General features: G+C 53.4%; 25 protein-coding genes and 2 rRNA genes. 8 read left to right on the top strand and 19 right to left on the bottom strand.

The window, feature by feature from the left end:
* Together LBW88_RS09605 and rrf are read left to right on the top strand one after the other, a co-directional pair.
* Positions 1–107: ribosomal RNA gene (locus tag LBW88_RS09605) — 23S ribosomal RNA — on the top strand; the annotation flags it as partial.
* Positions 108–210: 103 nt separating this feature from the next.
* Positions 211–326 (top strand): 5S ribosomal RNA (rrf, locus tag LBW88_RS09600).
* 84 nt (positions 327–410) lie between these two features.
* On the opposite strand, the gene LBW88_RS09595 is transcribed toward rrf, so the two are convergent.
* Positions 411–548 (bottom strand): hypothetical protein, encoded by a 138-nt coding sequence (locus tag LBW88_RS09595; RefSeq protein ID WP_224930361.1) that lies wholly within the window; start codon positions 546–548, stop codon positions 411–413.
* A gap of 217 nt (positions 549–765) precedes the next feature.
* Here LBW88_RS09595 and LBW88_RS09590 point away from each other — a divergent pair, with 217 nt between their 5' ends.
* Positions 766–2,070, top strand: coding sequence for an MFS family transporter (locus tag LBW88_RS09590; RefSeq protein WP_224930364.1), 1,305 nt, complete (start codon positions 766–768; stop codon positions 2,068–2,070).
* Here the strand turns inward: LBW88_RS09590 and LBW88_RS09585 are convergent, their stop codons facing one another.
* From LBW88_RS09585 to trxC, 6 genes are all read right to left on the bottom strand, one after another.
* The gene (locus LBW88_RS09585; RefSeq protein ID WP_200577682.1) at positions 2,071–2,391 is read right to left on the bottom strand and encodes a YfiM family lipoprotein; all 321 of its coding nucleotides are present in this window, start codon (positions 2,389–2,391) and stop codon (positions 2,071–2,073) included.
* Between the two features lie 3 nt (positions 2,392–2,394).
* On the bottom strand, positions 2,395–3,753 hold the full coding sequence (pssA, locus tag LBW88_RS09580) for a CDP-diacylglycerol--serine O-phosphatidyltransferase (protein WP_224930367.1): 1,359 nt from the start codon (positions 3,751–3,753) through the stop codon (positions 2,395–2,397).
* 119 nt (positions 3,754–3,872) lie between these two features.
* The gene (locus LBW88_RS09570; RefSeq protein WP_224930370.1) at positions 3,873–6,524 is read right to left on the bottom strand and encodes a bifunctional acetate--CoA ligase family protein/GNAT family N-acetyltransferase; all 2,652 of its coding nucleotides are present in this window, start codon (positions 6,522–6,524) and stop codon (positions 3,873–3,875) included.
* A gap of 43 nt (positions 6,525–6,567) precedes the next feature.
* A complete protein-coding gene (locus tag LBW88_RS09565) occupies positions 6,568–7,338 on the bottom strand; it encodes a YaeF family permuted papain-like enzyme (RefSeq protein ID WP_224930372.1) in 771 nt (256 codons plus the stop codon).
* Between the two features lie 85 nt (positions 7,339–7,423).
* Entirely contained in the window at positions 7,424–8,116 is a 693-nt protein-coding gene (locus tag LBW88_RS09560; RefSeq protein ID WP_224930375.1) for a tRNA-uridine aminocarboxypropyltransferase, read from the bottom strand.
* 75 nt (positions 8,117–8,191) lie between these two features.
* Positions 8,192–8,611, bottom strand: a complete 420-nt coding sequence (gene trxC / locus LBW88_RS09555; protein WP_224930378.1) for a thioredoxin TrxC — start codon at positions 8,609–8,611, stop codon at positions 8,192–8,194.
* Between the two features lie 156 nt (positions 8,612–8,767).
* Between trxC and LBW88_RS09550 the strand changes: the two genes are divergently transcribed.
* Complete coding sequence (locus LBW88_RS09550) at positions 8,768–9,898, top strand: tRNA/rRNA methyltransferase (RefSeq protein ID WP_224930380.1); 1,131 nt, start codon at positions 8,768–8,770, stop codon at positions 9,896–9,898.
* Positions 9,899–9,937: 39 nt separating this feature from the next.
* Here LBW88_RS09550 and emrB read toward each other — a convergent pair whose 3' ends face one another.
* From emrB to LBW88_RS09495, 11 genes are all read right to left on the bottom strand, one after another.
* Positions 9,938–11,473, bottom strand: coding sequence for a multidrug efflux MFS transporter permease subunit EmrB (emrB, locus tag LBW88_RS09545; protein WP_224930383.1), 1,536 nt, complete (start codon positions 11,471–11,473; stop codon positions 9,938–9,940).
* 17 nt (positions 11,474–11,490) lie between these two features.
* Complete coding sequence (gene emrA / locus LBW88_RS09540) at positions 11,491–12,663, bottom strand: multidrug efflux MFS transporter periplasmic adaptor subunit EmrA (protein WP_224930384.1); 1,173 nt, start codon at positions 12,661–12,663, stop codon at positions 11,491–11,493.
* 149 nt (positions 12,664–12,812) lie between these two features.
* Positions 12,813–13,343: a transcriptional repressor MprA gene (mprA, locus tag LBW88_RS09535; RefSeq protein WP_224930387.1), complete on the bottom strand. Its 531-nt coding sequence runs from the start codon at positions 13,341–13,343 to the stop codon at positions 12,813–12,815.
* A gap of 654 nt (positions 13,344–13,997) precedes the next feature.
* Positions 13,998–14,993: a glycine betaine/L-proline ABC transporter substrate-binding protein ProX gene (gene proX, locus LBW88_RS09530; RefSeq protein WP_224930390.1), complete on the bottom strand. Its 996-nt coding sequence runs from the start codon at positions 14,991–14,993 to the stop codon at positions 13,998–14,000.
* Positions 14,994–15,056: 63 nt separating this feature from the next.
* The gene (proW, locus tag LBW88_RS09525; RefSeq protein ID WP_224930392.1) at positions 15,057–16,292 is read right to left on the bottom strand and encodes a glycine betaine/L-proline ABC transporter permease ProW; all 1,236 of its coding nucleotides are present in this window, start codon (positions 16,290–16,292) and stop codon (positions 15,057–15,059) included.
* Entirely contained in the window at positions 16,289–17,485 is a 1,197-nt protein-coding gene (gene proV / locus LBW88_RS09520) for a glycine betaine/L-proline ABC transporter ATP-binding protein ProV (RefSeq protein ID WP_224930394.1), read from the bottom strand. The genes proW and proV overlap by 4 nt, the downstream gene beginning before the upstream one ends.
* Before the next feature lie 411 nt (positions 17,486–17,896).
* Positions 17,897–18,856 (bottom strand): class 1b ribonucleoside-diphosphate reductase subunit beta, encoded by a 960-nt coding sequence (gene nrdF / locus LBW88_RS09515; RefSeq protein WP_224930395.1) that lies wholly within the window; start codon positions 18,854–18,856, stop codon positions 17,897–17,899.
* Between the two features lie 8 nt (positions 18,857–18,864).
* Positions 18,865–21,003, bottom strand: coding sequence for a class 1b ribonucleoside-diphosphate reductase subunit alpha (gene nrdE / locus LBW88_RS09510; protein ID WP_224930397.1), 2,139 nt, complete (start codon positions 21,001–21,003; stop codon positions 18,865–18,867).
* On the bottom strand, positions 20,982–21,386 hold the full coding sequence (nrdI, locus tag LBW88_RS09505; protein ID WP_084936498.1) for a class Ib ribonucleoside-diphosphate reductase assembly flavoprotein NrdI: 405 nt from the start codon (positions 21,384–21,386) through the stop codon (positions 20,982–20,984). Before nrdI ends, nrdE begins: the two co-directional genes overlap by 22 nt.
* A 3-nt stretch (positions 21,387–21,389) precedes the next feature.
* Positions 21,390–21,632 (bottom strand): redoxin NrdH, encoded by a 243-nt coding sequence (locus LBW88_RS09500; RefSeq protein WP_038645282.1) that lies wholly within the window; start codon positions 21,630–21,632, stop codon positions 21,390–21,392.
* Positions 21,633–21,964: 332 nt separating this feature from the next.
* The gene (locus tag LBW88_RS09495; RefSeq protein ID WP_224930400.1) at positions 21,965–22,282 is read right to left on the bottom strand and encodes a DUF883 family protein; all 318 of its coding nucleotides are present in this window, start codon (positions 22,280–22,282) and stop codon (positions 21,965–21,967) included.
* Positions 22,283–22,431: 149 nt separating this feature from the next.
* Between LBW88_RS09495 and LBW88_RS09490 the strand changes: the two genes are divergently transcribed.
* From LBW88_RS09490 to LBW88_RS09475, 4 genes are all read left to right on the top strand, one after another.
* Positions 22,432–22,770 (top strand): DUF2002 family protein, encoded by a 339-nt coding sequence (locus LBW88_RS09490; protein WP_224930403.1) that lies wholly within the window; start codon positions 22,432–22,434, stop codon positions 22,768–22,770.
* A gap of 135 nt (positions 22,771–22,905) precedes the next feature.
* The gene (mmuP, locus tag LBW88_RS09485) at positions 22,906–24,315 is read left to right on the top strand and encodes an S-methylmethionine permease (RefSeq protein ID WP_224930406.1); all 1,410 of its coding nucleotides are present in this window, start codon (positions 22,906–22,908) and stop codon (positions 24,313–24,315) included.
* Positions 24,305–25,240, top strand: a complete 936-nt coding sequence (gene mmuM, locus LBW88_RS09480; protein ID WP_224930409.1) for a homocysteine S-methyltransferase — start codon at positions 24,305–24,307, stop codon at positions 25,238–25,240. The genes mmuP and mmuM overlap by 11 nt, the downstream gene beginning before the upstream one ends.
* Positions 25,241–25,336: 96 nt before the next feature.
* Positions 25,337–25,759, top strand: a complete 423-nt coding sequence (locus LBW88_RS09475) for a hypothetical protein (protein ID WP_224930412.1) — start codon at positions 25,337–25,339, stop codon at positions 25,757–25,759.
* Between the two features lie 88 nt (positions 25,760–25,847).
* Here LBW88_RS09475 and speG read toward each other — a convergent pair whose 3' ends face one another.
* Positions 25,848–26,393 (bottom strand): spermidine N1-acetyltransferase, encoded by a 546-nt coding sequence (gene speG, locus LBW88_RS09470; RefSeq protein WP_224930417.1) that lies wholly within the window; start codon positions 26,391–26,393, stop codon positions 25,848–25,850.
* Positions 26,394–26,452 lie beyond the last annotated feature (59 nt).

Here is a 26,452-nt window from a genome sequence, read left to right as displayed (position 1 = left end):
TGAGAGTCCTGAAGGGACGTTGAAGACTACGACGTTGATAGGCCGGATGTGTAAGTGCAGCGATGCATTGAGCTAACCGGTACTAATGACCCGTGAGGCTTAACCTTACAACGCCAGAGGCGTTTTTTGAGAGACGCAGTAGATTTTCAGCTTGTTCAGAGATTGGTTCGCGTGGTTACGGAAGTAACGGCGCGGATGAAACAGAATTTGCCTGGCGGCTTTAGCGCGGTGGTCCCACCTGACCCCATGCCGAACTCAGAAGTGAAACGCCGTAGCGCCGATGGTAGTGTGGGGTCTCCCCATGCGAGAGTAGGGAACTGCCAGGCATTAATTAAGTGAAGAAGCCCTGAACAGTAGTTCAGGGCTTTTTTACGTCTGAAATTCAGCCAGCCCGGCAAAAATCTCCCCCATTACCGACTCGTTTTCAGCCAGTTTTCGATAAAGTCAGCCACGTTAACCGGATGATTAATATCGAGAAGAGGGATATTAATTGATGATTTCTCATCGCTGGCCAGCGCAATCACATATTCATCCAGTAAATCTACCACTTAACCTGTGACACCCCGCCTCCGCAGCGCGATTCTGGCTACAGGTTCACCTCGCAATCCTTCAGTCAATGTTGAAAAAATAAGCAGTAATTTCACTCTAAAATCCCTTTTTAATCACATTTTCCAATCTCAGACCTGATTCAATTAACGAAACAGACCATTACATGCTTTACTCAATCCTTTGGCATCAATTTATCGCAAGGAAATGAGGTAAGACATGACCGACTCACAACAACAAAAAGTGGCACTATCCGAATCAACGATAGACAGTAAACAGCGCATCTGGGCGATAGTGGGTGCCTCATCGGGCAACCTGGTCGAATGGTTCGACTTTTATGTTTACTCCTTTTTCTCACTCTATTTCGCTCATGTGTTTTTCCCGACAGGCGACACCACTACTCAGTTACTCCAAACCGCAGGCGTATTTGCCGCTGGATTTCTGATGCGTCCCATCGGCGGCTGGCTGTTTGGCTATATCGCTGACCGCCATGGACGAAAAAACTCGATGCTGATTTCCGTCTGCATGATGTGTCTGGGATCGTTGGTGATCGCCTGTCTGCCTGGATACGGTGAAATTGGTGTTGCGGCACCGATTATACTGCTGCTGGCGCGCATGTTTCAGGGGTTATCGGTGGGAGGAGAGTATGGCACCAGCGCGACTTACATGAGTGAAGTCGCCTTAGAGGGCCGCAAAGGTTTTTATGCTTCATTCCAGTACGTGACACTGATTGGCGGCCAGCTGTTAGCGGTTCTCACCGTAGTGGTACTGCAACAGCTCCTCAGTGACGAAGAATTGCGCAGTTGGGGTTGGCGTATCCCATTCTTCCTTGGTGCCGTGCTGGCGGTAGTCGCACTGTGGCTGCGTCGCTCACTGAATGAAACCTCCGAGAAAAAGAACCGGGAACATAAGGATGCGGGCAGCGTTATGGGTTTACTGCGTAATCATTCACGCGCATTCCTGATGGTATTGGGATTTACTGCCGGTGGTTCACTGAGTTTTTATACCTTCACCACGTATATGCAGAAGTATCTGGTCAATACGGCGGGGATGGATGCACGCAGCGCCAGCGGATTGATGACAGCCGCATTATTTGTATTCATGCTGATTCAGCCGATCGTGGGGGCGCTTTCAGACAAGATCGGTCGTCGATCCTCGATGATGATCTTCGGCGCGGGTGCAGCGATCTGTACCGTACCGATCCTGATGATGCTGCAAAATGTGCAGAGCGGTTGGGCCGCATTTGCACTGATCATGCTGGCGCTGATTATCACCAGCTTCTATACCGCCATCAGTGGCATTCTGAAAGCGGAAATGTTCCCGCCGGAAGTCCGCGCGTTGGGTGTTGGCTTATCTTATGCGGTGGCTAATGCGATCTTTGGTGGCTCGGCAGAATATGTCGCTTTGCTGCTGAAGAAAGAGGGAATTGAAACCAGCTTCTTCTGGTATGTATCCGCAATGGGAGCTTTAGCATTCCTTATTTCGCTTATGCTGCATCGCAAAGGGAAAGGCATTGCGCTGTGATTACTGGCTCAAATTCCACAATGCAACGCCAGTCGCGGCTCCAGCCACATCATAGCTAAGATCTTTCCAGCTCCAGCCGCTCCCCGAAGAGCGGCTGTCATACAACTCTTTTCCCACGCCAAAACTCAGCGAGAACAAAAAACCAAAACGTAGGTTTTGCCCACGGCCCTGATGTTGATGTTGGGATATTTCGCTGCCAGCAGCGGCAAGTGCGGCAGAAGAGAAGAAGTGTTCGGCTTTGTCCTTACCGGTCCAGTTATCCTGCGCAACATGCGCACATCCACTACAGAGTAAAGTCATGCAGAGGATGAGCGCACGCATTGGCTACAGTAAACGGCTGATCAAGCGATCAATACGGATACGGCGCAGACGGCGAATCAGCTTACGGACTTTTGCTGGGTAATCAGAAATGCTTTCTAATTCGCGGAAGTGTTGAACCGTCGTGGTATGTTCGCGAATCAGCGCTAACTCTTTCTCGCGCTGCTCGGCCAGCTCATTCTTAGGATCGTGGATCAGCACCGCATTTTCCAAATCCAATCGCCATGCGCGTGGATTAAGGTTATTGCCGGTAATCATCATCCACTCGTCATCAACCCAGATACCTTTCAGGTGATAACTGTTTTCGCCATCCTTCCACAGACGCACGGTTAACTGCCCATTATTGACGTAATACTGCAAGCGGCTCAGGAAGCGTCGCAGGTTGATCTCATACAAATAGGGCAGTGCGCCAATAATCTTAAACGGCTGCTCAGGTGGAATATAGAAATCGTTGGCGGTTTTGTCCCCCACGATAATCTCCACTTCTTTCCCCTGACGCAGCAGATGGATTAGATTACGCACCAGGATCGCAGGCAGGTTGAAATAAGGCGTACAGAGCGTAAGTTTACGATCGGCGCAAGGCATCAAATGGAAGATGGTTTTATTAAGCAGGCTGCGCTTGCCAAGGCCCACCAGCGGCGTGACCGCCAGTGACTCATTATCGGTATTACCCGCGAACTGATAGTTAAAACTGCGCAAATCCTGACGGAACTGGCGCGTCTCGTTTTTGATCTCAGGGCTGGAAGGGCGCTCGCTTTGGTCGAGGCGATTAACCGCATCTGACTGCTTAAGATTTTCGCAAATCCACGCGTACATGGTGTCAGCCAGGTGTGGATTACGGATCAACTGGTAACGATCGTAGCGATATCTTTCATGCTGATGCAGATAAACATCATTCAGGCTGGCACCGCTGTACAGCAAGGTGTCATCAATGATGAAGCCTTTAAGATGCAGCACGCCAAGCGCTTCACGGGTATTAACGGGAATTCCGTATACCGGAATGGCAATGTGCGGATGCTGTGCCGCCATCTCGCAATACCAGTCAGCGTTGGTCAGCCCACGAGCAGCGCCAATTCGACCACGCTGCGCGCGATGCCAATCCACCAGAATACTGACATCCAGCTCCGGTCGCACCTGACGCGCTGCATATAGGGCCTGCATGATGGCTCGCCCGCCGTCATCGTTCTCAAGATAGAGCGCGGGTATGCAGATGCGTTTCTCAGCAGCCGCAATTTTCGTCAGCAGGGTTTCACGGAACTCGGCAGGCGAGTAGAGCGTGGTCACATCCGACACGGATTGTGACAGTTTAGGCAGCTGTGCGAGGTGTTGTTGGTGTTTATTGCGTTTAAATTTAGACAACATCACAGTGCACTTCTTCTCTGTTCATTGCATGGCCTTTTGCCATCAAATCATGATCCTAACGGTAAATAATAACACCAACCGGCCTGATAAGGAGGATTTTTACCTTTCTGTACAGGATATCATCACCCCTCACCGAGCGATAAATTCAGACTGACAATGCCATCATCCAATTGAATATTCACACGAAAATTCAGTTTTCGAGCCAGTGTAATCATGCCCGTGTTGTGCGGCATGGTGATACCGTTCAATTGTTGCAGACCATGATCGCGCGTATAGCGGATCATCTTTTCCAGTAAACGTCTGCCCATCCCAAGTCCTTTCAGATCAGAACGTACCAGCACCGAAAATTCCGCATCAATATTATCGGCATCTGAAATCGCACGCGTGACACCAATAATCTCGTCTTTACCCTCATGCTGCCGCACGGCAACAATCGCCATTTCACGGTCATAATCAATTTGGGTCATGTTGGCGAGATCTTCATGGGTAAACTCATTGATTTCGCTGAAATAACGGTAATAAAGGTCTTCCTTCGTTACCTGGGCGATAAACGCGCGTAATTGTGGTTCATCTTCAGGCAAAATTGGGCGGAACAGGCAATACTGGCCATCTTTCAGTTGCACCCGCTCTTCAAGGTGGTGCGGGTAAGGGCGAATCGCCAGGCGCGCTTCGTTATCACCGGTAAATGGTGCAAGTTGCAGTGTGACATCCAGCAAGGTGAACTCGTTAGCTGATGCCAGCAACGGGTGAATATCAAGCCGCTGAATCTCCGGGCAATCCACCACCAGGTTTGATACCTGCACCAGCAGTTGACTCAGGCCGGCAATATCGAGTGGACGCAACGCGCTGCGGCTGCGAACTTTACCGCTCTTCATCGCCTGAATCACCAGATAGCGCGCCAGCGTCATGTTGAGCGGCGGCAGTGCGACAGCCGCCTGTTTGTCAGCCTGCCACTCTACGCCGCCTTCACCCAACATAATGATCGGACCAAATAGCGGATCTTGTTCCACCACCACGCGTAATTCCTGCGCACCTGCACGATTCGCCATGCTTTGTACCAGCAATCCATCAATTCGGGCTTGCGGATGGGTGTGGCGCACGCGATCAAATATCGCTTCAGCAGCTTGCTCAACCTCCTCACGACTGCGCAGATACAGCATCACGCCTTGAACTTCAGATTTGTGTGGAATATCTGGCGATCGCAGTTTGAGCGCCACCGGATAGCCAATCTGATCGGCGATAGTGGCGGCCTCACGACTGTCACCTGCAATCCAGGTGGGCAGCGTGGACAAACCGTACGCTTGCAACACCGGCTGCACTTCATGGGTGTCCAGCGTGTTGATCCCCTGATCCAGCGCTTGTTGAATCAGCTGGTGCGCCTGCGCGCTATTTTGCGTCAGACCAATGGGCAAGGCGGGGGTTTCACGCAGTTGTTTCTGGTTACGGCGATATTCGACCTGGTGCATAAACGCGGTCACGGTGCCTTCCGGTGTACGCCAGGTGGGAATTCCAGCTTGAGTGAAAGCGCGACGCGCTACTTGCGAGGAGTATTCACCGCACCAGTTTGTTAATAGCGTCACCTGTTTTCCGCGAGGGTGTTTCGCCACCGCCGCAATAATTTGCTCAGCCGTTTCGCTGGCAGGAGATACGGCGCTGGGAGCATGGATGATCATTAAGGCATCCAGTTCATGGCTATTCAGCAGCTGCTCAATGCAGGCAACGTAGCGAGACGGGGTGGCGTCATCCTTTAAATCCAGCGGATTACCGCGCCCGACGCCCTCTGGCAATAACGCAGCGAGCGCCATTAACGTCTCATCACTGAGCGTGGCCAGCTTGCCGTTGCGGGCATACAGCTCATCCAGCGCCAATGCGGCCGGAGCGGCGCCGTTGCTGATGATCATCAAACGGTCCCCGCGCAGGGGGCGCATATGGCTCAGCGATTCCACCGCTGAAAACAGCTCATGAGTATCCTGCACGCGCAGCAACCCCGCGCGTTGGATCGCGGCATCCCATGCCGCATCCAGCCCGCTGAGTGTACCGATCATCGCCTGTGCCTGATGGCTGCGACCGCTTTTGATTACCAGAATCGGTTTATTGCGTGAGGCGCTACGTGAGGCCGAAACAAAGCGGCGTGCATCGCTGAGGTGTTCCAGATAGAGCAGGATGGCGCTGGTTTTGCCGTCGCGCGCCAGGAAATCCAGCAGGTCATCAACATCAATATCCAGGCTGTCGCCCAATGCGATAAACCAGGAGAAGCCGAGATTGCGCTGTTGTGCCCAATCGAGAATGGTATTGGATACGGCCGCTGACTGGGAAATAAAGGCAATGCGCCCTTTGGCGATAGGCACCGGCGAGAAACTGGCGTTCAATCCTTGCCAGGGTGCCAGCAATCCCAAACTGTTCGGGCCGAGCAGGCGAATTTGCCACTGGCTGGCACAGGCCTTCAACTCTTCCAACTGACTGGCTGGCGCGGAAAGGATGATGCAGGCTTTACAGCCTTTTTCACCCAGCTGTTGCAGCAGATCCAGATTTCGTTTGGGGTGAGTACAAATAATGGCGAGATCGGGCGCGAAGGGCAGGCTGGCAATATCTGGCCAGGCGAGTACGCCGCTCACGGCTTTATACTTCGGCGTCACCGGCAGCACGGGACCATTAAACCCGCCAGCCAGCAAATTACGCATCATAAAGTAGCCGGCGCGCCCTGGTGTAACGGACGCGCCAATCACCGCAATTGATTTAGGTCGTAACAGTGCTTCCAGTCCGCGTTGGCTCATCATCCACTCCCGACATCAAGATTGGCATGATTGTAAACGCTTTTTACTCTGCTTGCCGATTCGCCGATCGCAGGCTGAGGATCTCTTTAAGGTTCCAGCGCTTTAAATGGCCGATGTACTGCATACTCTGTTCGCTATGCCATGCTGAGACATCTCCATCACGCAGATGCAGGAGATCAGCCGGGCTGACCCAGCTCGCTTGTCCCTGAAGTAGCTCGACTCCTGCATGGCGATAACCTGCGAGGGCGAATTCTGAGCAGAAGAAGCGATTGGCTTGAGGATCGTCAACGTCGCCGAGTTGCACGCGCGCCAATGCAGTGAGGCAGGCACTACGTAGATTCCCATGGATCAGCGGCAGCTCGCAGACTCGGCGCGAAACCATAAACGGCACAAACATCACAATACCTTTGAAATTGTATTTTTTGCCTTGTTGCTGGTGGGCAAACTCGCGCAGTAGCGAGCTTTGGTCTTGAGTGAGAGTGGGCACGCGTAGCACCAACAAATTATTACTTTCTTCTATGGCCTGCTGCAGCGGAATGATTTTTACACCACTGCCCACGGCTTCCGCCACTTGCTGATCACCCAGATAAATTGCTGCATGACTGACGCCTGTGAAGCTAAACAGGCGAATGCCCCAGGATTGCGGCGAGGTAGCGGAGGAGAGCAACAAATCACCGGGCTGTAATTCAGTAACGGTAATAATGTCACCCGGACGCGTGCTAACGGATTGCACCTGCAGTGGGAAAGGACGGTCAGTTTGCGGGGCCGTGCTGCAGCCCGTGAGCAGCAGCACGACAAACCACCAGATTTTCATAGCACATCATCCTTATGTTTTGGGCCAATTCCATGGCGATGTGCGACTATAATTCAAACCGGCGTGTTAAAAAATCAGGCGATCCTTACAGCACGCTTTCCTGATAATGCACAGGATGATGCGGTTTCCCTGCCAGATAGGCATGGCGGAAATGCTCAAAATGCTGCTGCAGCGCACTGGCTGCCTCGACATCGCCAGCCTGCTCCAGCACCGCGGCGGCCACTTCGGCGGTGCAGTGCTGACCCTCGCCATGCGCTTCACGCAGCGTGTAGCGTGACGGCGTCGAGACGTTGAGTGACATCACCGGGAAAGCATCCAGCCAGGGACTTTTGCGGAACATCTTGCGCGCTTCGGTCCAGGTTCCATCCAGCATAATAAACAGCGGCGGTTTTCCGGTGAGCGGTGGCGTGGTGAGCACTTCACGGCCCGCATCGGCGTACGAACCCGGGAACACCACCAGTGGCTGATAGTCGGCAGTTTTCACTGCGGCCAGCATCGCTTCATCAGGTTCAGTGCGTGACCAGCCAAACGCCAGCGTATCAGGCAGGATATCGGCGATCAGTCGTCCAGTGTTGCTGGGTTTCATCGGTTCGGTATCGAACATCACCAGGCAAAAACGGCTGCGTGCTTGCTGCGGTTGCAAGGTCGCGCACAGGCAGTTTTTTTGCGGCAGAAGACAACGCTGGCAGCGCACGACGCGGTTACCGCGGGCAAGAAACGGACGCGTGGCGCGCGCTAAACGTTGCGCACGTAAGCGCAGGACGGCATTTTCAGACATAGAATCGCAGGCAGGAAAAAACGCCATTTTAATGTAAGGCAAACCACAAGGCCAGCACGCGGCTGGCCTTAATGACTACAGTGATTCGTCGAGCCACTCGTTGAACGGGGCTTTAGGCATTGCGCCATTAAGCATGTCGACCATCTCGCCGTTTTTAAACAGCATAATGGTAGGAATACTGCGAATGCGGAAGCGAGAGCTGAGTGCCGGTTCGGCTTCAGTATTCACCTTCACAAAGCGTACTTTCCCGCGACGCTCATCGGCAACGTCTTTAAACACCGGCGCGAAGTTGACGCACGGACCACACCAGGGCGCCCAGAAGTCGATGACCACGGGTAAATCGTCCTGCAAATATTTATCCAGGGTGGCAGCAGTGGCATTCACCACTTCACCGTTAAATAACTCGTCGCCGCAGCGGCCACACTTGGCGCCATCGGCGATACGCGCTTCTGGAACGCGGTTGGTTGCCTGACAGGAGGCACATACAGTATTCATCGTCACCTCTAACCGGACCTGTAAATATGATGATTGCCGAACATTATGAAAAGGTTGAGTGCTATGCTCAATCTGGATTGCCCAATAGGTTCAATAGTTGATAGCTAAGCACCTACACATCAGGTAATCTTCGCGCTCTCAATGCAGGAGGAACAAATGAACGACGAATTTAAAGGCAAAAGCGGCAAGGTAAAAGTGATGTATGTACGTGATGAGGATGGCGGTCAGAAGCCAAATCCCCGTACCGGCAAAGGCGGCCGTCCTGCTGCGCGCCAGGAAGATAATCGTCGTTCTGGTCCTCGCAGTGCACGTAATGAAGAAGGTGGCCGTAGCGGTGGCGCACGTGGTGATGGAGCGGGTCGTGGTACCCCGGCACGTGATGCACGCAATGCAGATCGCGGTCGCAGCTTTGGTGGTCGAGACAATCGTGCTGATGACAACCGCAGCTTCGGCGATTCTCCATGGCGCACCGTTTCTCGTCCGCCAGTGGCTGATGACAGCCAGGTTGATGATGAGGCAAGCAACAAGCCGGTGATCGACCCGGAACAAATTCGCCGTCAGCGTCAGGAAGAGACGCGCGTTTACGGTGAAAATGCCTGCCAGGCGCTGTTCGCCAGCCGTCCGGAAAGCATCGTGCGCGCCTGGTTTGTCCAGAGCGTCACGCCACGCTTCCGCGAAACCCTGCGTTGGTTAGCGGCAAACCGTAAAGCCTATCACGTGGTAGAGGATGCCGAGCTGACCAAAGCGTCAGGCACCGAACACCATGGCGGCGTGTGCTTCATTATTAAGAAGCGCATGGGCATGGAAGTGTCCGAGTGGCTGAAAAAAGCCGATACCAAAGATTGCGTGCTGGCACTGGAAGATGTGAGCAACCCGCACAACCTCGGCGGCATCATGCGTAGCTGCGCACACTTCGGTGTGAAAGGTTTGCTGGTGAATGATGCTTCACTGCTGGAGTCGGGCGCTGCAGTGCGTACCGCAGAAGGTGGCGCAGAGCATGTGCAGGCGATCAGTGGTGAAAGCTTTGCCAGCGGCCTCGAAGCCTTCCGCAAAGCGGGATATACCATCGTGACCACCTCCAGCCATGAAGGCACGCCGCTGGCGAAAGCCGAGCTGCCAGCCAAAATGGTTCTGGTACTGGGACAAGAGCGTGAAGGTCTGTCCGACAGCGCCTTCCAGCAGGGCGATATCAGCCTGTCGATTGGTGGTACTGGCAATGTTGAGAGTCTTAACGTCTCCGTTGCAACCGGCATTTTGCTCGCCGAATGGTGGCGTCAGAACGCCTAAATGAAAACGGGCCGAAAGGCCCGTTTTTGTATCTACTGTTTAGTGCGCGCCACCGCCGCCACCGCCCGCGCCAAATGGCGGACGAGCAAACCACACCAAGACCAGCAGGATTAAAAACACCCCCGCCGATGCCCAGAAGATCTCGTTCGCCGAGATAATAAGGCCCTGATTAGTAATTTGCTGCGCGATATAAGCGGATGCCTGCTGCTGCGTCATGCCCATGCTTTGCAGTTGATCATACATCTGCTGCGAATTGGAATTGAACGGGTTCACCGATTCAGACAAATAACTGTGGTGCATCGATTCGCGGTCAGTCCACATGGTGGTGGTGATCGACGTCCCGATAGAACCCGCCAGCGTACGCACAAAGTTCGACAGGCTGGATGCCGCTGCCATTCGCTCAGGCGGTAAACCCGACAGCGTAATGGTGGTCAGTGGCATAAAGAAGCAAGCCACGGCAAAGCCCTGGATAAACTGCGGCCACGCCGATGCGCCAAAATCCATCCCCGGCTCAAACGTATAGGCGCGCCAGTAGAAGCACACCGCATACATGATAAAGCTGAAGGTCACCAACCGCCGCATATCCAGCTTGTGGGCGAAGCGGCCAATGATTGGCGACAGGATCACCGGTATAATCCCCACCGGCGCGGATGCCAATCCGGCCCAAGTGGCAGTGTAGCCGTATACCTCCTGCAATAGCTGCGGCAGCAAAACAATGGAGCCGAAGTAGAGCATGTAGGCCAGGCTTATTGATAAACAACCTATGGTGAAGTTGCGCTTTTTAAACAGCGACAGATCGACGATAGGGTGATCGTCGGTCAACTCCCACACCAGTAGCACCACCAGGGCCGTTACCGCCACCACAGTGAGAACGATAATCTCTGTAGAGCTGAACCAATCCAGCTCCTTACCCCGATCCAGCATCACCTGCAGTGAACCAATGCCCACCACCAGTAACACTAAGCCCACCATATCAATCGGGCGGATTTCCGTTTTGGTTTCACGTCCCCGGAGGGTCTGCAAGGTCAGGGCTACAACCACAACCCCAATCGGCACGTTGATAAAGAAGATCCAACCCCAGTGATAGTTATCACTGATCCAGCCACCCAGAATCGGACCGCAGATCGGTGCCACGATCACCGTCATCGCCCACAGCGAGAGCGCCACGCTGCGCTTCGCCGGAGGATAGTTGTTGAGCAGTAAACTTTGCGACAGTGGAATTAACGGGCCGGCGACCACACCCTGAATGATGCGGAAGAAGATCAGCATCTCAAGGCTTTCTGACATGCCGCAAGCCCATGAGGCCAGCACGAACAGAATGGTCGACCAGGTAAAGAGCTTCACTTCCCCGATGCGTTTGGCTAACCAACCGGTAATCGGGATCGAGATGGCGTTTGCCACCCCGAAAGAGGTGATCACCCAGGTGCCCTGCGAATTCGAGGCACCGAGGTTACCGGCGATCGTCGGGATCGCCACGTTAGCAATGGTGGAGTCGAGTACCTGCATAAACGTCGCCAGTGATAAGGCGATGGTCATCAGGACTAACGGCGCACCCTCAAGCGGTTTTTGTGCCATGACAGCCTCCCGCGGAATTAGTCGGCGTTGGCACGAACGATGTCAGTAATCAGCTTGTTAACCGGCGCGAGGTCGATTGCCAATGCGTTACTTTCATAAGCCGCTTGTGGGCGTACGCTACTGGCCAGCGTGGCACCGTCTTTGTTCTGGGTATCCACTTTCACCAACGTGGAGAGGCCGATACGCAGCGGATGCTCGGCCACTTGTTTTGGATCCAGTTCAATACGTACCGGTAAACGCTGAACCACTTTGATCCAGTTACCGGTGGCATTCTGCGCCGGCAGCAGAGAGAAGGCGCTGCCGGTACCCATATCCAGACCCACCACTTTGCCGTGATACTCCACGTCATCACCGTAAATATCGCTGATCACGGTGGCAGACTGGCCAATGCGCACGCCGGAAAGCTGAGTTTCTTTGAAGTTGGCGTCAATCCACAGGTTTGTCGCCGGAACAACGGCCAGCAGCGGCGTGGTGGTGGCGATTTGCGAACCCACTTGCACATTGCGGCGCGATACATATCCGTCCATTGGGCTACGGATATCGGTGCGCTGCAGTGCCAGCCAGGCATCGCGCAGTTCAGCTGCACTTTGTTTGACGGCCGGTTGTTCTTCCAGGTCGGTCTTCAGGATCATCGCCTGATTCGCGTTGTATTGTTGCACCGCGACATCCAACTGCGCTTTCGCTGTCGCAACCGCATCACGCGAGTGCTGCAGCTCTTCACGACCAATCAGATTTGAGGCACCCAGCGGCTCACGACGTTTCAGGTCAGCTTCAGCCTGATCCAGCGCGGTTTGCTGCAGCTTGATGGTGGCCTGATACTGTTTGCCATTGATCATCAGCTGATGGGTTTGACGCACGCTGGTGGCCAATGCGGTCTGTGCTTTTTCAAACGCCTGCTCTGCATCGGTTTTGTCCAGCGACACCAGAATGTCGCCTTTTTTCACGAAGTCAGTGTCATCGAACCACACTTTATTCACGCTGCCGGAAACCTGTGCCATCACCTGCACCTGGTTACCTGCAACATACGCATCATCGGTTTCCTGGAAATGGCGCAGCACCAAATACCAGTAAGCCAGATACGCCACACCAATCAGTACAAACACGATAGCCAGCAGGATCAGCACACCTTTGCGCTTCTTCTTTTTATTCGCTGGCTGTTGCGGGCTTTGGGCTTCCGCTGTCGCACTCATGTTGTTCTCCACGTTTTCCATTTGGTCGGGATGTGTCGGTCCATCAACACGGATGCCCGAGTCGAAAAAGCCAGCGCTTTAGACGCTGGCCGGATAAAAGGGAATTAAAATAGCGATTTCGGAAGGTGATTGTGTCGCACTTCTTGCTATTAACGCGACAGGGAAGAGATAACCTGATCTTCGTCCATTTTATCGAGGCGGTTAAGCAGCTTGCGCGTGATGGCTTCCAGCTGATCCTGCTCAGACGTTGAGAGAGAAGACCACAGGTACTGCAGGCTCTGATGCTGTGGCGGTAACAGAAGACGTAAGAATTCATTACCTTTTTCAGTCAGATGCAGATGCAGGCAGCGACGGTCGTTCTCACTTTCACGGCGCTCGATCCAACCCCGCTTTTCCAGCTCATCGGCAATACGCGTTGCATTAGTGCGTGAAGAACCCAGCGCAGAACTCAGTTCTGATGGCTGGATGCTCTGGTTTTCCTGCGCATCAAGTGTGATCAGCGCCATGAATAAGGTCTCGTTAATTCCCTGCGCCTTCAACATCTTGTTGCGGTTATCCAGCAGTTTTCCCTGCATATGCATGCACAGACGAGTCAGGATGATTTCCTGCAACGGAAAATCTTTATGGCGGTTAGCACGGATGTTCAGCATCTGTTCAATGGGAGTAAACGAACTTTCCATTTTAAAAAAAACCTCTTAGTTGCAACTGGTATAGTAAGGATGGTGACAGATTAAGCGTAGTCATATTTTCCGCCAGTGATTGTTCGCACGATCACATTGTCAACATCTGGCGTTCCAGGTCGTTCCGTAACCCTGGGCGCTTCGCCCTGACAACGTGCCACGCAAGATGGTTACATTGTCATCAATTCACATCATGAAATATTTTTAAGAAAAAATAATTTCGCGAGAAAAAATAACTCTGGTGAATAACTGTGCTGCTAACCATAACAAACTCAATCATCAATGAATAGTCTCACTCATGTGATTGGGCTGGTCTTTACGTTTTCTAAACACTTTAACTGAAAGTATTACGCTACTAAATCAATGGGTTAATTAACTTAAATGTAACATTTCGGCAGGAATACCGTACCAGCTAAAATGATGAATTGCATTCGTTGAGAGGATTTAACCTCAGAAAGAGCTGAGATGAGTCTCGGCGTAGCAGCATTCATAGCGGACGAAAAACGTAGATAATCATTTATGGGTAATAGTAACCCAAAAAATTATTTCAATGGTGTGTTAATTGACAGGACGTACCAGTGCGCTATAACGCACGAAAAGTGTGGGGATTGCAGATAAGAGCGGCCAAAAGGCCGCTCTATAAGGGTAAGGAGATTACTTCGCCGCTGCCTGTGCGTCGGAAATCCACTTATCGAACTCAGCCTGATGGCCTTTGATCCAGCCATCGACGTGACGATTGATGTCAGCTTCAGAAGCCTGGCCCGCATGCATCGCCGCGTTTTCTGAGTTGATATCGGTGATTGGCAATTTCATCTCAGCAAACAGTTTCGCGGCTGCCGGGTTTTTCTCAGCCCAGGCTTTGTTGGCCACAATATGCATGGTGTTCACTGGGAAACCGTAGTTCTTACCGTTTGGCAATTTGGTATCCACTTTGCTCTGCTCGCCCGGCAGGGAAGAGAACGGCACCTGCAGCCATACCACATCTTTGCCTGGCTTCAACACATCGCTCAGCCAGTAAGGTGTCCAGGTGTAATAAAGGATAGGTTTACCTTGCTTATAACGCGCCAACGTATCGGCCACCATCGCCGAGTAGTTACCCATATTGGCAGTCACCGTATCAGCCAGGCCATAGGCTTTGTTCTGGTGGTTGATCACGGCTTCACAGCCCCAGCCCGGCGTACAGCCGGTCATATCGGCTTTGCCATCACCGTTGCTGTCGAACAGTTTGGCGATCTTCGGATCTTTCAGCTGCTCAATGTTGGTGATGTGATACTGCTCAGCGGTTTTCTTATCGATCAGATAACCCTGGGCAGCGCCGCCAACGTAGGTGCCTTCACGGTAAAACTTGTTGTCGCCACCGGCAGCTTTATACATGTCGTCATGCAGTGGCTTCCAGTTAGCAGCGACAAAGGTGGCATCACCGGCCGCGATGGTGGTGTAAGCCACGTTGTAATCGACTTCACCCGGCTTCTCAACGGTGTAGCCCAGTTTCTCCAGCGCGCGGCTGACAATCAGCGTCTGGAAGGTTTCCTCAGCGATGGTGCTCTGCAGAGGTTTAACGGTAATGCCTTTACCCGGCAGGTCGGCGGCGGACACGTGCGTCGCGGCGAACGTCGTCAGGACGGCGGCGAATAGAGCTGTCTTGCGCATAGTCATTCCTTATTTTACGTGTTGCGTCGGAGACGGACGGCCACGCTGGGCCGTCCATAGAAATCAGGCTTTTTTACTGAAGGGGCGCATCAGCAGGCCAATTGGACCAGTGTTGTACCAGTGACGATTGCCACGGCTGCGGCTATCTCGGGCGACGGATTGCGTCAGACGATCAAGAATAATCGCCAGAATCACGATACCGACACCGCCGACGGTTGCCAGACCCATGTCCAGACGACCGATACCGCGCAACACCATCTGACCCAAACCGCCTACGGCGATCATGGATGCAATTACCACCATCGACAGCGCCAGCATCAGCGTCTGGTTCACACCGGCCATGATGGTCGGCATCGCCAGCGGCAGCTGCACTTTGAACAGCATCTGACGCGGGCTGGCACCAAAGGATTCACTTGCTTCGATCAAATCGGCGGGCACCTGCTTAATGCCAAGAATGGTCAGACGCACCATCGGTGGCAGCGCAAAGATAATGGTCACCACCACGCCCGGCACGTTGCCGATACCAAACAGCATCACAATCGGCACTAAATATACGAAGGCCGGCGTGGTCTGCATCGCATCCAGCAACGGACGAATAATGCGTGCCGCGCGTTCACTGCGCGCCAGCCAAATCCCCAGCGGCAGGCCGATGATGATGCAGAACAGCAGGGCGGTCAGCACCAGCGCCAGTGTCACCATCGCTTGTGACCATGCGCCAATGGCACCAATCGCAATCAGCGAGATGAGCGTCGCAATCCCCATCGCAGGGCTAGCAATCTGCCAGGCAATCAGCGCGAACACCACAATCGCCACTGGAGCAGGCATGCCAAGCAGCATCTGCTGGAATGCACTGAGGATGTAATCTACCGGCACACGAATACCCTGGAACACCGGGCGGAAATGACTGACGACCCAGTCAATGCCTTCGGTTACCCAGCTGTCGAGCGGGATCCAGGTTTTATGGAACGGATCCATGATATTGAAATGCTCGGGAGCAGGAGCAGGCGCGCTGTTGAGCCAGTCACTGCTGCTTGCTGCACTGCTGGCGGCATCATGTCCGCCGCTGGCCGCTGAAGGATCGCCCCAGGCATCAGCGGAACCGCTGCCTGCACTGCTGGCGGCATCATGTCCACCATTGGCGGCAGAAGTAGCACCACTGCTACTGGCGCTGCTGTCTGCGGGTGCGGTGCTGCCGCCCCAGGGATCGCTACTGCTGGCTGCCGCGCTTGAATCTGTCGTCGCGGGTTGCTGGGTGGTCTGGCTGGCGCTATCCCACGGATTGCTGGTTTGTTCACTCATGAATGGGCTCCTTCACGATCTAAAGCGCGCAAAAGCATGCTTTTGGAAATGATACCGACGTATTGATTGTCTTCGCCGACCACTGGCACCGCGCAGGGTGCTTGTGCAACGTGGGAGAGCAGATCATTCAGTGAGGTATCCGCAGGAACCGCTAACGGCGTCTCGAGCAGGGCGTTATCCAGACCTTCACCTGCAGCCAGTGCCGCTTTTAGTGAATCGGTGGAGACCACGCCGACAAACTTCTGTTTTTCCAGTACATAGCCAAATTCGCGATCCTCATCCTGCAGCAACTTGATGGCGGAACGCGGGCCAAAACCGGGCGCTTTACGAATCAATGCACCAGCGCTACGACGAGCAATATCTTTGGCGCTAAACACATGGCTAATATCGACACCACGGAAGAAGGTGCGCACATAATCATTGGCGGGATTATTGAGGATTTCATCCGGCGTGCCGACCTGTACCACTTCGCCGCCCTGCATAATGGCAATACGATCGCCAATACGCATGGCTTCGTCGAGATCGTGGGAAATAAATACGATGGTACGCTGATGTTTCGCCTGCAGTTTGACTAATTCATCCTGCATTTCGGTGCGAATCAGTGGATCGAGCGCGGAGAAGGCTTCATCCATCAATAAAATATCCGGATTGATCGCCAATGCGCGGGCTAATCCAACGCGTTGACGCATACCGCCAGAAAGTTCATCAGGGTAGGAGTGAGCATAATTCTCAAGCCCCACCTGACGTAATGCTTCCAGCGCTTTTTCCTGGCGCTCTTGCACATCGACGCCCGCTAATTCCATGCCAAAAGCGGCATTATTCAGCACCGTCATATGCGGCATTAAGGCGAAAGATTGGAATACCATGCTGATCTTATTTCTGCGCACCTGACGCAGTTCAGCATCCGATATTTTAGCAATATCGACACCGTCAATAATCACCTGGCCGCGAGTGGGCTCTATCAGACGATTGAGAAGGCGAACCATGGTGGACTTGCCTGAACCTGACAGCCCCATGATGACGAAGATCTCGCCTTCTTCAATGGCCAGACTGGCATCTTTAACACCGACTGAAAGACCGGTTTTGGCAAGAATACTCTCCTTGCTTTCCCCTTTCTCAATCAGCTTAAAGGCCTTTTCTGGGTGATCCCCAAATACCTTATATAAATTCTTTACTTCAAGTTTAATTGCCATGCAGTAATTAAATTCCCGGTTAAATGTTTGACTATTTCTTGTTGTGGTCTCGATTAAATTTAAGCGCCCTATAACCTAGCATAGTGAGAATACCTGACAACCCTAAATGGGAATATTGACGCGAATGGCATAGCTCAGATCGGCGATAATTCCAGTGCTCACAAGGGATGAGGCTCAATCAATTTTTTCTGAATTTTTTGTGAAATTAACCCGGTTTCACAGTAAATGATCGATGAAACGGGAATAAATTGCGTTTAAGTGGGCGATATATTGGACAAATAGATGGCGCTAAAATGACAAAATAATGAAGTCAAAGAGGTGAAATAATCGGGAAATATTGAGCAGTGATGCGGGGGAATATCAGGGCGTGACGGGAGCGAGCCAGAACGCGCTCCCGTGGAGATTTATCAGTTAGAAATTCCAGTCTTCATCTTCGGTTTCCACCGCTTTCCCCATCACATACGAGGAGCCAGAGCCGGAGAAGAAATCGTGGTTTTCATCGGCATTCGGCGACAAAGCAGAAAGAATCGCCGGATTCACCGTGGTGAGTTCTGACGGGAACAGTGCTTCATAGCCCAGATTCATCAACGCCTTGTTAGCGTTGTAATGCAGGAAGGTTTTCACTTCTTCCGCCCAACCCACATCCGCGTAAAGCGCTTCGGTGTACACCACTTCATTTTCATACAGCGCCAGCAGTAGGTCGATGGCAAATTGCTGCAACTCTTCGCGGCGCGCATCATCGACTTTTTCCAGTGCTTTCTGGTACTTGTAACCGATGTAATATCCGTGCACCGCTTCATCGCGAATAATCAAACGAATCAGGTCAGCGGTGTTGGTTAATTTGCCACGGCTTGACCAGTACATCGGTAGCCAGAAACCGGAGTAGAACAAGAATGATTCCAGGAATACGCTGGCGATTTTCTTCTTCAGCGGATCTTCGGCGCGATAGTGCTCCAGCACAATCTTCGCCTTGTTCTGCAACGCTTCGTTTTCTTCACTCCAGCGGTATGCCGCATCGACATCGGCGGTGTTGCACAGCGTGGAGAAGATCGAACTGTATGAACGCGCATGCACCGCTTCCATAAAGCTGATGTTCGACAGCACCGCTTCTTCATGTGGCGTGATGGCGTCTTCCATCAGGCCCGGCGCGCCGATGACGTTCTGGATAGTGTCGAGCAGCGTCAAACCGGTAAATACGCGGATGGTCAGCTGCTGTTGCTGGTGGTCCAGCGACTGCCACGCTGGCAGGTCGTTCGACAACGGCACTTTTTCCGGCAGCCAGAAGTTGCTGGTCAGACGGTTCCACACTTCGAGATCTTTGTCGTCCTGGATTCGGTTCCAGTTAATCGCTTGAATTTGTTTAAGTTGCATAGTTTTCATCACAATGAGCAGGAGACACAGCCCTGGACTTCGGTGCCTTGCAGCGCCATCTGGCGCAGACGGATGTAATAGAGCGTTTTGATGCCTTTCTTCCACGCATAAATTTGCGCTTTGTTGATGTCACGTGTGGTGACGTCATCGCGGAAGAACAGCGTCAAAGACAGGCCCTGATCGACGTGCTGCGTGGCTTCGGCGTAGGTATCAATAATCGCTTCCGGACCAATCTGGTACGCATCCTGATAGAGATCCAGATTCTCGTTGGTCATAAAGGGTGCCGGATAGTAAACGCGGCCGGTTTTACCTTCTTTACGGATCTCAATACGCGACACGATCGGATGAATACTCGATGTGGCATGGTTGATGTACGAGATCGAACCGGTTGGCGGCACCGCCTGTAAGTTCTGGTTAAACAAGCCGTGTTGCATCACCGATTCGCGCAATGCCTGCCAGTCTGCCTGCGTCGGCAATGCAATGCCTGCATCGGCAAAAATCTGTGCCACACGCGCGGTGCGCGGCAGCCAGGCGCGATCCACATACTTATCGAAGTAGTGGCCGTTGGCGTACTGAGACTGCTCAAAGCCATCAAAACTCTGTTTGTGTTCTTGAGCCAGCAGGTTCGACGTGCGCACCGCGTGATAAGTCACGCAGTAGAAGTAGAGATTAGTGAAATCCAGCGCTTCTTCTGAGCCATAAGCCATGCCTTCACGCGCCAGGTAGCCATGCAGATTCATCTGACCTAAGCCCACCGCATGTGAACGGCGATTACCTTCCGCCACCGACGGCACCGAGTTGATCTCACTCATCTCTGAAACCGCCGTCAATGCGCGCACTGCGGTTTCAACGGTTTGTGCCAGATTGCGGGAATCCATGGCATGCGCGATGTTCAGCGAGCCCAGGTTGCAGGAGATATCCTTACCCACGCGGCGATAGTTGAGATCGTCATAGAATTCGCTGGCGCTGTTAACCTGCAAAATCTCTGAGCACAGGTTGCTCATATTGATGCGACCGGCAATCGGGTTATGACGGTTCACGCTGTCTTCGTACATGATGTACGGATAGCCTGACTCAAACTGAATTTCTGCCAGCGTCTGGAAGAAATCACGCGGCTTGATGTAAGTCTTACGGATACGATCGTCGGCCAGCATCTCTTCATACAACTCGCTGATGCTGATATCACCGAACGCCTTGCCGTAAATGCGCTCAACGTCGTACGGCGAGAACAGCGCCATATCGCGATTCTCTTTCGCCAGCTGGAAGGTGATATCCGGGATCACCACGCCCAGCGACAGCGTTTTGATACGGATCTTCTCGTCGGCGTTTTCGCGTTTGGTATCGAGGAAGCGGAAAATATCGGGGTGATGCGCATTCAGCCACACCGCGCCCGCGCCCTGGCGTGCACCGAGCTGATTGGCGTAAGAGAACGCATCTTCCAGCATCTTCATTACCGGAATCACGCCAGAAGACTGGTTTTCGATACGCTTAATCGGCGCACCGGATTCACGCAGGTTAGAGAGCAGGAACGCCACGCCGCCGCCGCGTTTTGACAACTGTAGCGCCGAGTTCACCGCACGCCCAATCGATTCCATATTGTCTTCGATGCGCAGCAGGAAGCACGAGACTAACTCGCCGCGCTGCTGCTTACCGCAGTTGAGGAAGGTTGGGGTGGCAGGCTGGAAGCGGCCACTGAGCATTTCTGCCAGCAATTCGCGTGACAGCGATTCATTGCCACGTGCCAGCGTCAGCGCCACCATGCAGGCGCGCTGCTCGAAGGTTTCGAGATAGCGTTTACCGTCGAAGGTTTTCAGCGTGTAGCTGGTGTAAAACTTCCACGCACCGAGGAAGGTGTGAAAACGGAAACCCCAGGCGTCGGCCTCATCGTGCAGCTGGCACAGGAAATTGAAGTCGTACTGATTCAGCACCGTGGCTTCATAGTAGCCTTCCTCCACCAGATAACGCAGGCGGTCGCCAGCAGAGGCGAATTGTACGGTGTTGGGCTGCACGTGCTGCAGGAAGAACTGGCGCGTAGCCTCATGATCTTTCTCGAACTGAATGCGGCCATCGGCGTCATACAGGTTCAGCATCGCGTTGAGCGCGTGATAATCCAGCTGCGTGCTGTTCAGGGTGTCTGTCGTTGCCAAAATTGGGTTACTCCCGCTTTTACATTAGCGATATCGTCGGGGGTTCCCATCAACTCAAAGCGGTAGAGATAAGGAACCTGACATTTCTGCGCAATGATGTCGCCTGCCAGGCAATAGCCTTCACCAAAGTTGCGGTTACCGGCAGCAATCACCCCGCGGATACCGCGTCGGTTAGCGTCATCATTGAGGAATTGAATCACTTGTCTGGGGACTGCCCCTCGCGCACTGCCGCCGCCGTAGCTCGGCACCACAAGAATAAAGGGCTGGTCGATATTGAGGCGTTGCTTGCCATCAATCGGTATGCGGCAAGCAGGCAGTCCCAGACGAGTGATAAATCGGTGCGTGTTTTCCGACTGGCTAGAGAAGTACACCAGTGGGAACATCGCTTATCCCCCGACAGCAGCGAGCTGGCGCAAGCTGGCAATTTTGTCAGGGCGGAAGCCGCTCCAGTGGTCATCATGCGTCATGACAACAGGCACCTGGCGATAGCCGAGGGATTTGAGGTTATCAATGGCTTCTGGTTGGGTATCGAGGTTGATCAGTTGATAGTCGATACCTTTACGGTCCATGGCATTTTTCGTCGCGTTGCACTGGACACAATTGTTTTTAGTGTAAATAATAATGCGCATGATTCGTATTTCCCTTTGATTGCGGTCTGGATGCGAGATACGAAGCAAAATCCTGTTTGCAGCGAACTTCGTCCTTGACGACATCTGGTAGCGAGTTGATGGGTTGAATACTAGATGTAGTGCTCGTGGCGGTCAAGCCCACCAGATATAGGGATTTTGTATTTTAATCTTCGGATAATCGCTAATACCAGAAATCATGCGCCTTCCAGGCCCGAAAATTTTTTTGTAAAGGCGAGGGAGGCAAAATTTAGGTCAAATTTTGTGCGCTTTCATTTGCAGCAGGCACAAAAAAGCCCCGCAATCGCGAGGCTCTCTTTAAACGCTAATGACGGTTAACGGCGCGACATCAACAGCGCACCTAGCACCAGACCCACAGCTGCACCGACACCTACGCCATGCCAGGGTTTATCATGCACATAGGCATCGACCTGATGACTGGCGTCACGCGCTGCCTGAGAAACACGGCTGTTGCCGCTGTTCAGTTTTGCGCGGGTCTGCTTCAGCAGCGACTGTGCTTTACTGCGTGCGCTATCCACTTCATCCTTGGCTTCGCTGCCGTAAGATTTAAGTAATGCTTCGAGCGAATCTGCCAGCTCATTCACATCCTGATTAATATCAATGTCATCGTTTTTGCTTACTCGATTAAACATTTTTTCGCTCCCTTTGATTTAACAAGTAATACTTAGTGTAGACGAAACGTGACTAAACGCAGGCGTATGCCAGGCTTTAGGGAAATTCCGAATGTCCTGCATGTCGGGCTGTTGTAAGGTTGCGGGGCTGTGAGAAGAGAGGAGCAAGCATGTATTTACGTCCGGATGAGGTAGCGCGCGTACTGGAAAAAGCAGGGTTCGAAATGGACACCCTGACGCCGAAAATCTACGGTTATCGTCGTGGTGAAAGCTATGTTTACGTCAATCGCGAAGCGCGTATGGGCCGCACCGCATTGATCATTCACCCTACGCTGAAAGAGAAAAGTCAGCACTTTGCCGATCCCGCCTCAGAAATGAAAACCTGCGATCACTACACGCAGTTCCCGCTTTATCTGATGGGTGAATCCCAGGAACACTACGGTATTCCGCACGGTTTTAGCTCGCGTATTGCGCTTGAGCGCTATCTACAAGGCGTATTTGGCGCCTGATGTGGTGCCCCGTTAGCGCGGGGCCGCACACCCTTGTTTAAAAACCCTTACCCTTTGCCACGTTGCAAATTGACACGCTGGCGCGTATAACCCTGTGTCCATATAGATGTTCAGACGTCCATACGGATAAAAACCATGCAACAGCAGGAAACACCCTCGCAGGAAAACTTCAAGCGCACCATGAAAGTGCGGCATCTGGTGATGCTGTCACTGGGCGGTGTGATCGGCACCGGACTGTTCTTCAATACCGGCTATATCATCTCGACAACGGGTGCGGCGGGCACGCTGCTGGCTTATCTGATTGGTGCGTTGGTGGTGTGGCTGGTGATGGTGTGCCTCGGCGAACTGGCCGTGGCGATGCCGGAAACCGGTGCCTTCCATGTCTATGCTGCGCGTTATCTCAGCCCGGCAACCGGCTATACCGTGGCATGGCTTTACTGGCTAACGTGGACGGTGGCGCTCGGCTCCAGCCTGACGGCCGCCGGATTTTGCATGCAGTATTGGTTCCCCACCACGCCCGTATGGCTGTGGTGCCTGGTGTTCTGCATCGCCATCTATCTGCTGAATATCGTCTCCACGCGGTTCTTCGCGGAAGGGGAGTTCTGGTTTTCCATCATCAAAGTGGTCACCATCATTGCCTTTATCATTCTTGGTGCGGGCGCGATGTTTGGCTTTATCCCGATGAAGGATGGCAGTGCCGCGCCAGGCCTGAGTAATCTGACCGCCTCAGGTTGGCTGCCGCACGGCACATTGCCGATTCTGATGACTATGGTGGCGGTGAACTTCGCCTTTTCAGGGACTGAGCTGATTGGTATTGCCGCTGGCGAAACCGAACAACCGCAAAAGGCCCTGCCGCTGGCGATCCGCACCACCGTGGCACGATTGATCATCTTCTTCATTGGTACGGTATTCGTGCTGGCCGCACTAATCCCAATGGATCAGGCCGGTATTGTCAAAAGCCCGTTTGTGCTGGTGTTCGAGAAGATTGGCATTCCCTATGCGGCCGACATCTTCAATTTCGTGATCCTCACTGCGATCCTCTCCGCCGCTAACTCGGGCTTGTATGCATCGGGACGGATGCTGTGGTCGCTGGCGAATGAGAACACCTTGCCGCGCTGCTTTGCGCGGGTGAACCACCGTGGCGTCCCGGTATTGGCGCTCACCATCAGTATGCTGGGCGGCTTACTGGCCCTGTTCTCCAGCGTCATTGCGCCGGATACGGTATTTGTCGCGCTGTCAGCCATTTCTGGCTTTGCGGTGGTGGCGGTGTGGCTGAGTATCTGTGCCTCACATTACGTGTTCCGTCGTCGCCATCTGGCGGCGGGCGGTACGCTGAAAGATCTGGCATATCGTGCGCCACTTTATCCGCTGACGCCGATTCTTGGTTTCTTGCTGTGCCTGCTGGCGTGTGTCGGCCTGGCGTTCGATCCGTCACAGCGTATTGCGCTGTGGTGTGGCATTCCGTTTGTGCTGTTCTGCTATGCCGCATACCATGTGACGCATCGACGTAACCTAAAGGCTCAGGAGGCCAACGATGTCGCTTAACCCGGTAGCGCAGGCGCTAACCCAACACGACACACTGATTCTGGATGGCGCACTGGCCACTGAGCTTGAAGCGCGCGGCTGCAATCTGGCCGATGCGCTCTGGTCTGCCAAAGTGCTGGTGGAGAACCCTGAGCTGATTTATCAGGTGCATTACGACTATTTTGCTGCCGGCGCCAATGTGGCGATTACTGCCAGCTATCAGGCCACGCCGCTGGGCTTTGCGGCGCGTGGATTGGATGAGGCGCAAGCGCTCACGCTGATTGCTCAGAGCGTGAAACTGGCACAGCGTGCGCGTGACGATTATCGTGCTGCGACAGGCAGCACAGCAGCGCTGCTGGTGGCGGGCTCCGTGGGTCCTTACGGTGCCTATCTTGCCAATGGTGCAGAGTATCGTGGCGATTACGCCTTGCCGGAGGCGGAGATGAAAGATTTCCACCGTCCACGTGTGAAAGCATTATTCGAAGCCGGAGTGGATCTATTGGCGTGTGAAACGTTGCCGTCGTTTGCCGAAGCGCAGGCGTTGGTGAGTTTGCTGGCCGAATTCCCTGACAGCAGCGCCTGGTTCTCCTTCACGCTGCGTGATGCGCAACACATCAGCGACGGCACGCCATTAAGCCAGGTCGCTGAACTGGTCAATGCGGCACCGCAGGTGGTAGCAATTGGCATTAACTGTGTGGCGCTGGAGAGCGTGACACCTGCGCTGCAAACCCTGCAGGCGCTGTGTGCGAAGCCGTTGCTGGTCTATCCCAACTCCGGCGAGCAGTACGATGCCAGCAGTAAAACCTGGCACTCGGCGCCATCGGGCTGCACGCTAAAGGATAAATTCCCTGAGTGGCAACAAGCGGGCGCACGGCTGATTGGCGGCTGTTGCCGTACCACACCGCAGGATATCGCGGCGATTGCCGCCTGTTGTCAACCGCAATAAAGGCCAGAAAAGCAGCACTGATAGCGCGATTGAGGCGAGTGAAAAGCAGGATAGGGCAGTTTAGACTGTCCTATCTGATTCTATAGCGGACCTGCCATGAACCTGCGACACCTTCTTCCTGCCACTGCATTGCTGCTGAGCGGCTGTGCCACCATCGTCGGCACGGAAACGCAGCCGGTAAAAATCGACTCTGTTCCGCAAGGCGCGCGTTTCACCGTGCAGGATGAAACCGGCCGCGCGGTGGCACAGGGCTACACGCCACAAACCGTCCAGCTGGCGAAATCCACCGGCAATTACTTTGGTAAAAAACACTATCAGGTGATGCTGGAGAGCCCGGGCTATGTGCCGGTGACGCTGCCAATCGAGGCCAGCGCCAACCTCTGGTATCTGCTGGGCAACATCCCGTTATTGGGCTTCCCCGGCTGGCTGCTGGTCGATCCGTTCTATGGCGGCATGTATGACCTGAAACCCGAACATCCGCAGCCACGCATGAACGTGGTGGGTGCGCGCGGCGGGTAAATTAAATCCAGATAGCGGCGCGATGTATCGCGCTTGCTTGACAGGCGCGCGCGTACAATGCACCACTTTGCTTAGAGCCAGCTTTTCATTACTGTGCTGTTGGCTTCAACATCGCATTACCGGACTTATGCTGCGCCAGATATTGCTGCTGGAAAATGCACATACGTATGGTATTGCGATACTCGCCATTGATGAAAAACTCGTGCTTCAGCACGCCTTCCACTTCAAATCCTAACTTGGTGTAGATGTGAATCGCTTTCTCATTCTCCTGATCGACAATCAGATAGAGTTTGTAGAGATTCAGCACCGAAAAGCCGTAATCCATCGCTAATTTAGCGGCCTTAGTGGCCAGACCTTTACCTTGCTGGGTCGGATCGATAATGATCTGAAATTCAGCGCGACGGTGTACATGATTGATCTCGACCAGCTCCACCAATCCGGCTTTTTGCCCGTCATGTTCAACCACAAAGCGGCGCTCAGTTTGATCGTGGATGTGTTTGTCATACAGGTCTGAGAGTTCGACAAACGCTTCGTACGGCTCTTCAAACCAGTAACGCATTACGCTGGCATTGTTATCCAGCTGATGCACAAAACGCAGGTCTTCCCGCTCCAGCGGACGTAATTTCACCGTCATATTGATGTTCCCTCTGCTCATAAACGGCTGAAAGCGGCGCGCTGTATCGCGGTCAGTTT

The organism is Pantoea sp. alder81 (assembly GCF_020179835.1).
Taxonomy (GTDB): Bacteria; Pseudomonadota; Gammaproteobacteria; order Enterobacterales; family Enterobacteriaceae; genus Pantoea.
The sequence above is the reverse complement of the archived record's forward strand: the minus strand, read 5'-3'. Positions and strand labels throughout refer to the sequence as shown.

What these genes read in the sequence shown, in the direction of transcription:
- emrB (WP_224930383.1), bottom strand. Translation starts at nt 11,473, where the DNA reads ATGGCACAAAAACCGCTTGAGGGTGCGCCGTTAGTCCTGATGACCATC.
- emrA (WP_224930384.1), bottom strand. Translation starts at nt 12,663, where the DNA reads ATGAGTGCGACAGCGGAAGCCCAAAGCCCGCAACAGCCAGCGAATAAA.
- proV (WP_224930394.1), bottom strand. Translation starts at nt 17,485, where the DNA reads ATGGCAATTAAACTTGAAGTAAAGAATTTATATAAGGTATTTGGGGAT.
- speG (WP_224930417.1), bottom strand. Translation starts at nt 26,393, where the DNA reads ATGACGGTGAAATTACGTCCGCTGGAGCGGGAAGACCTGCGTTTTGTG.
- LBW88_RS09570 (WP_224930370.1), bottom strand. Translation starts at nt 6,524, where the DNA reads ATGAGCCAACGCGGACTGGAAGCACTGTTACGACCTAAATCAATTGCG.
- LBW88_RS09560 (WP_224930375.1), bottom strand. Translation starts at nt 8,116, where the DNA reads ATGTCTGAAAATGCCGTCCTGCGCTTACGTGCGCAACGTTTAGCGCGC.
- LBW88_RS09550 (WP_224930380.1), top strand. Translation starts at nt 8,768, where the DNA reads ATGAACGACGAATTTAAAGGCAAAAGCGGCAAGGTAAAAGTGATGTAT.
- LBW88_RS09475 (WP_224930412.1), top strand. Translation starts at nt 25,337, where the DNA reads ATGAACCTGCGACACCTTCTTCCTGCCACTGCATTGCTGCTGAGCGGC.
- nrdF (WP_224930395.1), bottom strand. Translation starts at nt 18,856, where the DNA reads ATGCAACTTAAACAAATTCAAGCGATTAACTGGAACCGAATCCAGGAC.
- mprA (WP_224930387.1), bottom strand. Translation starts at nt 13,343, where the DNA reads ATGGAAAGTTCGTTTACTCCCATTGAACAGATGCTGAACATCCGTGCT.
- LBW88_RS09490 (WP_224930403.1), top strand. Translation starts at nt 22,432, where the DNA reads ATGTATTTACGTCCGGATGAGGTAGCGCGCGTACTGGAAAAAGCAGGG.
- trxC (WP_224930378.1), bottom strand. Translation starts at nt 8,611, where the DNA reads ATGAATACTGTATGTGCCTCCTGTCAGGCAACCAACCGCGTTCCAGAA.
- nrdI (WP_084936498.1), bottom strand. Translation starts at nt 21,386, where the DNA reads ATGTTCCCACTGGTGTACTTCTCTAGCCAGTCGGAAAACACGCACCGA.
- LBW88_RS09590 (WP_224930364.1), top strand. Translation starts at nt 766, where the DNA reads ATGACCGACTCACAACAACAAAAAGTGGCACTATCCGAATCAACGATA.
- LBW88_RS09500 (WP_038645282.1), bottom strand. Translation starts at nt 21,632, where the DNA reads ATGCGCATTATTATTTACACTAAAAACAATTGTGTCCAGTGCAACGCG.
- LBW88_RS09565 (WP_224930372.1), bottom strand. Translation starts at nt 7,338, where the DNA reads ATGAAAATCTGGTGGTTTGTCGTGCTGCTGCTCACGGGCTGCAGCACG.
- LBW88_RS09495 (WP_224930400.1), bottom strand. Translation starts at nt 22,282, where the DNA reads ATGTTTAATCGAGTAAGCAAAAACGATGACATTGATATTAATCAGGAT.
- mmuM (WP_224930409.1), top strand. Translation starts at nt 24,305, where the DNA reads ATGTCGCTTAACCCGGTAGCGCAGGCGCTAACCCAACACGACACACTG.
- proX (WP_224930390.1), bottom strand. Translation starts at nt 14,993, where the DNA reads ATGCGCAAGACAGCTCTATTCGCCGCCGTCCTGACGACGTTCGCCGCG.
- LBW88_RS09585 (WP_200577682.1), bottom strand. Translation starts at nt 2,391, where the DNA reads ATGCGTGCGCTCATCCTCTGCATGACTTTACTCTGTAGTGGATGTGCG.
- proW (WP_224930392.1), bottom strand. Translation starts at nt 16,292, where the DNA reads ATGAGTGAACAAACCAGCAATCCGTGGGATAGCGCCAGCCAGACCACC.
- mmuP (WP_224930406.1), top strand. Translation starts at nt 22,906, where the DNA reads ATGCAACAGCAGGAAACACCCTCGCAGGAAAACTTCAAGCGCACCATG.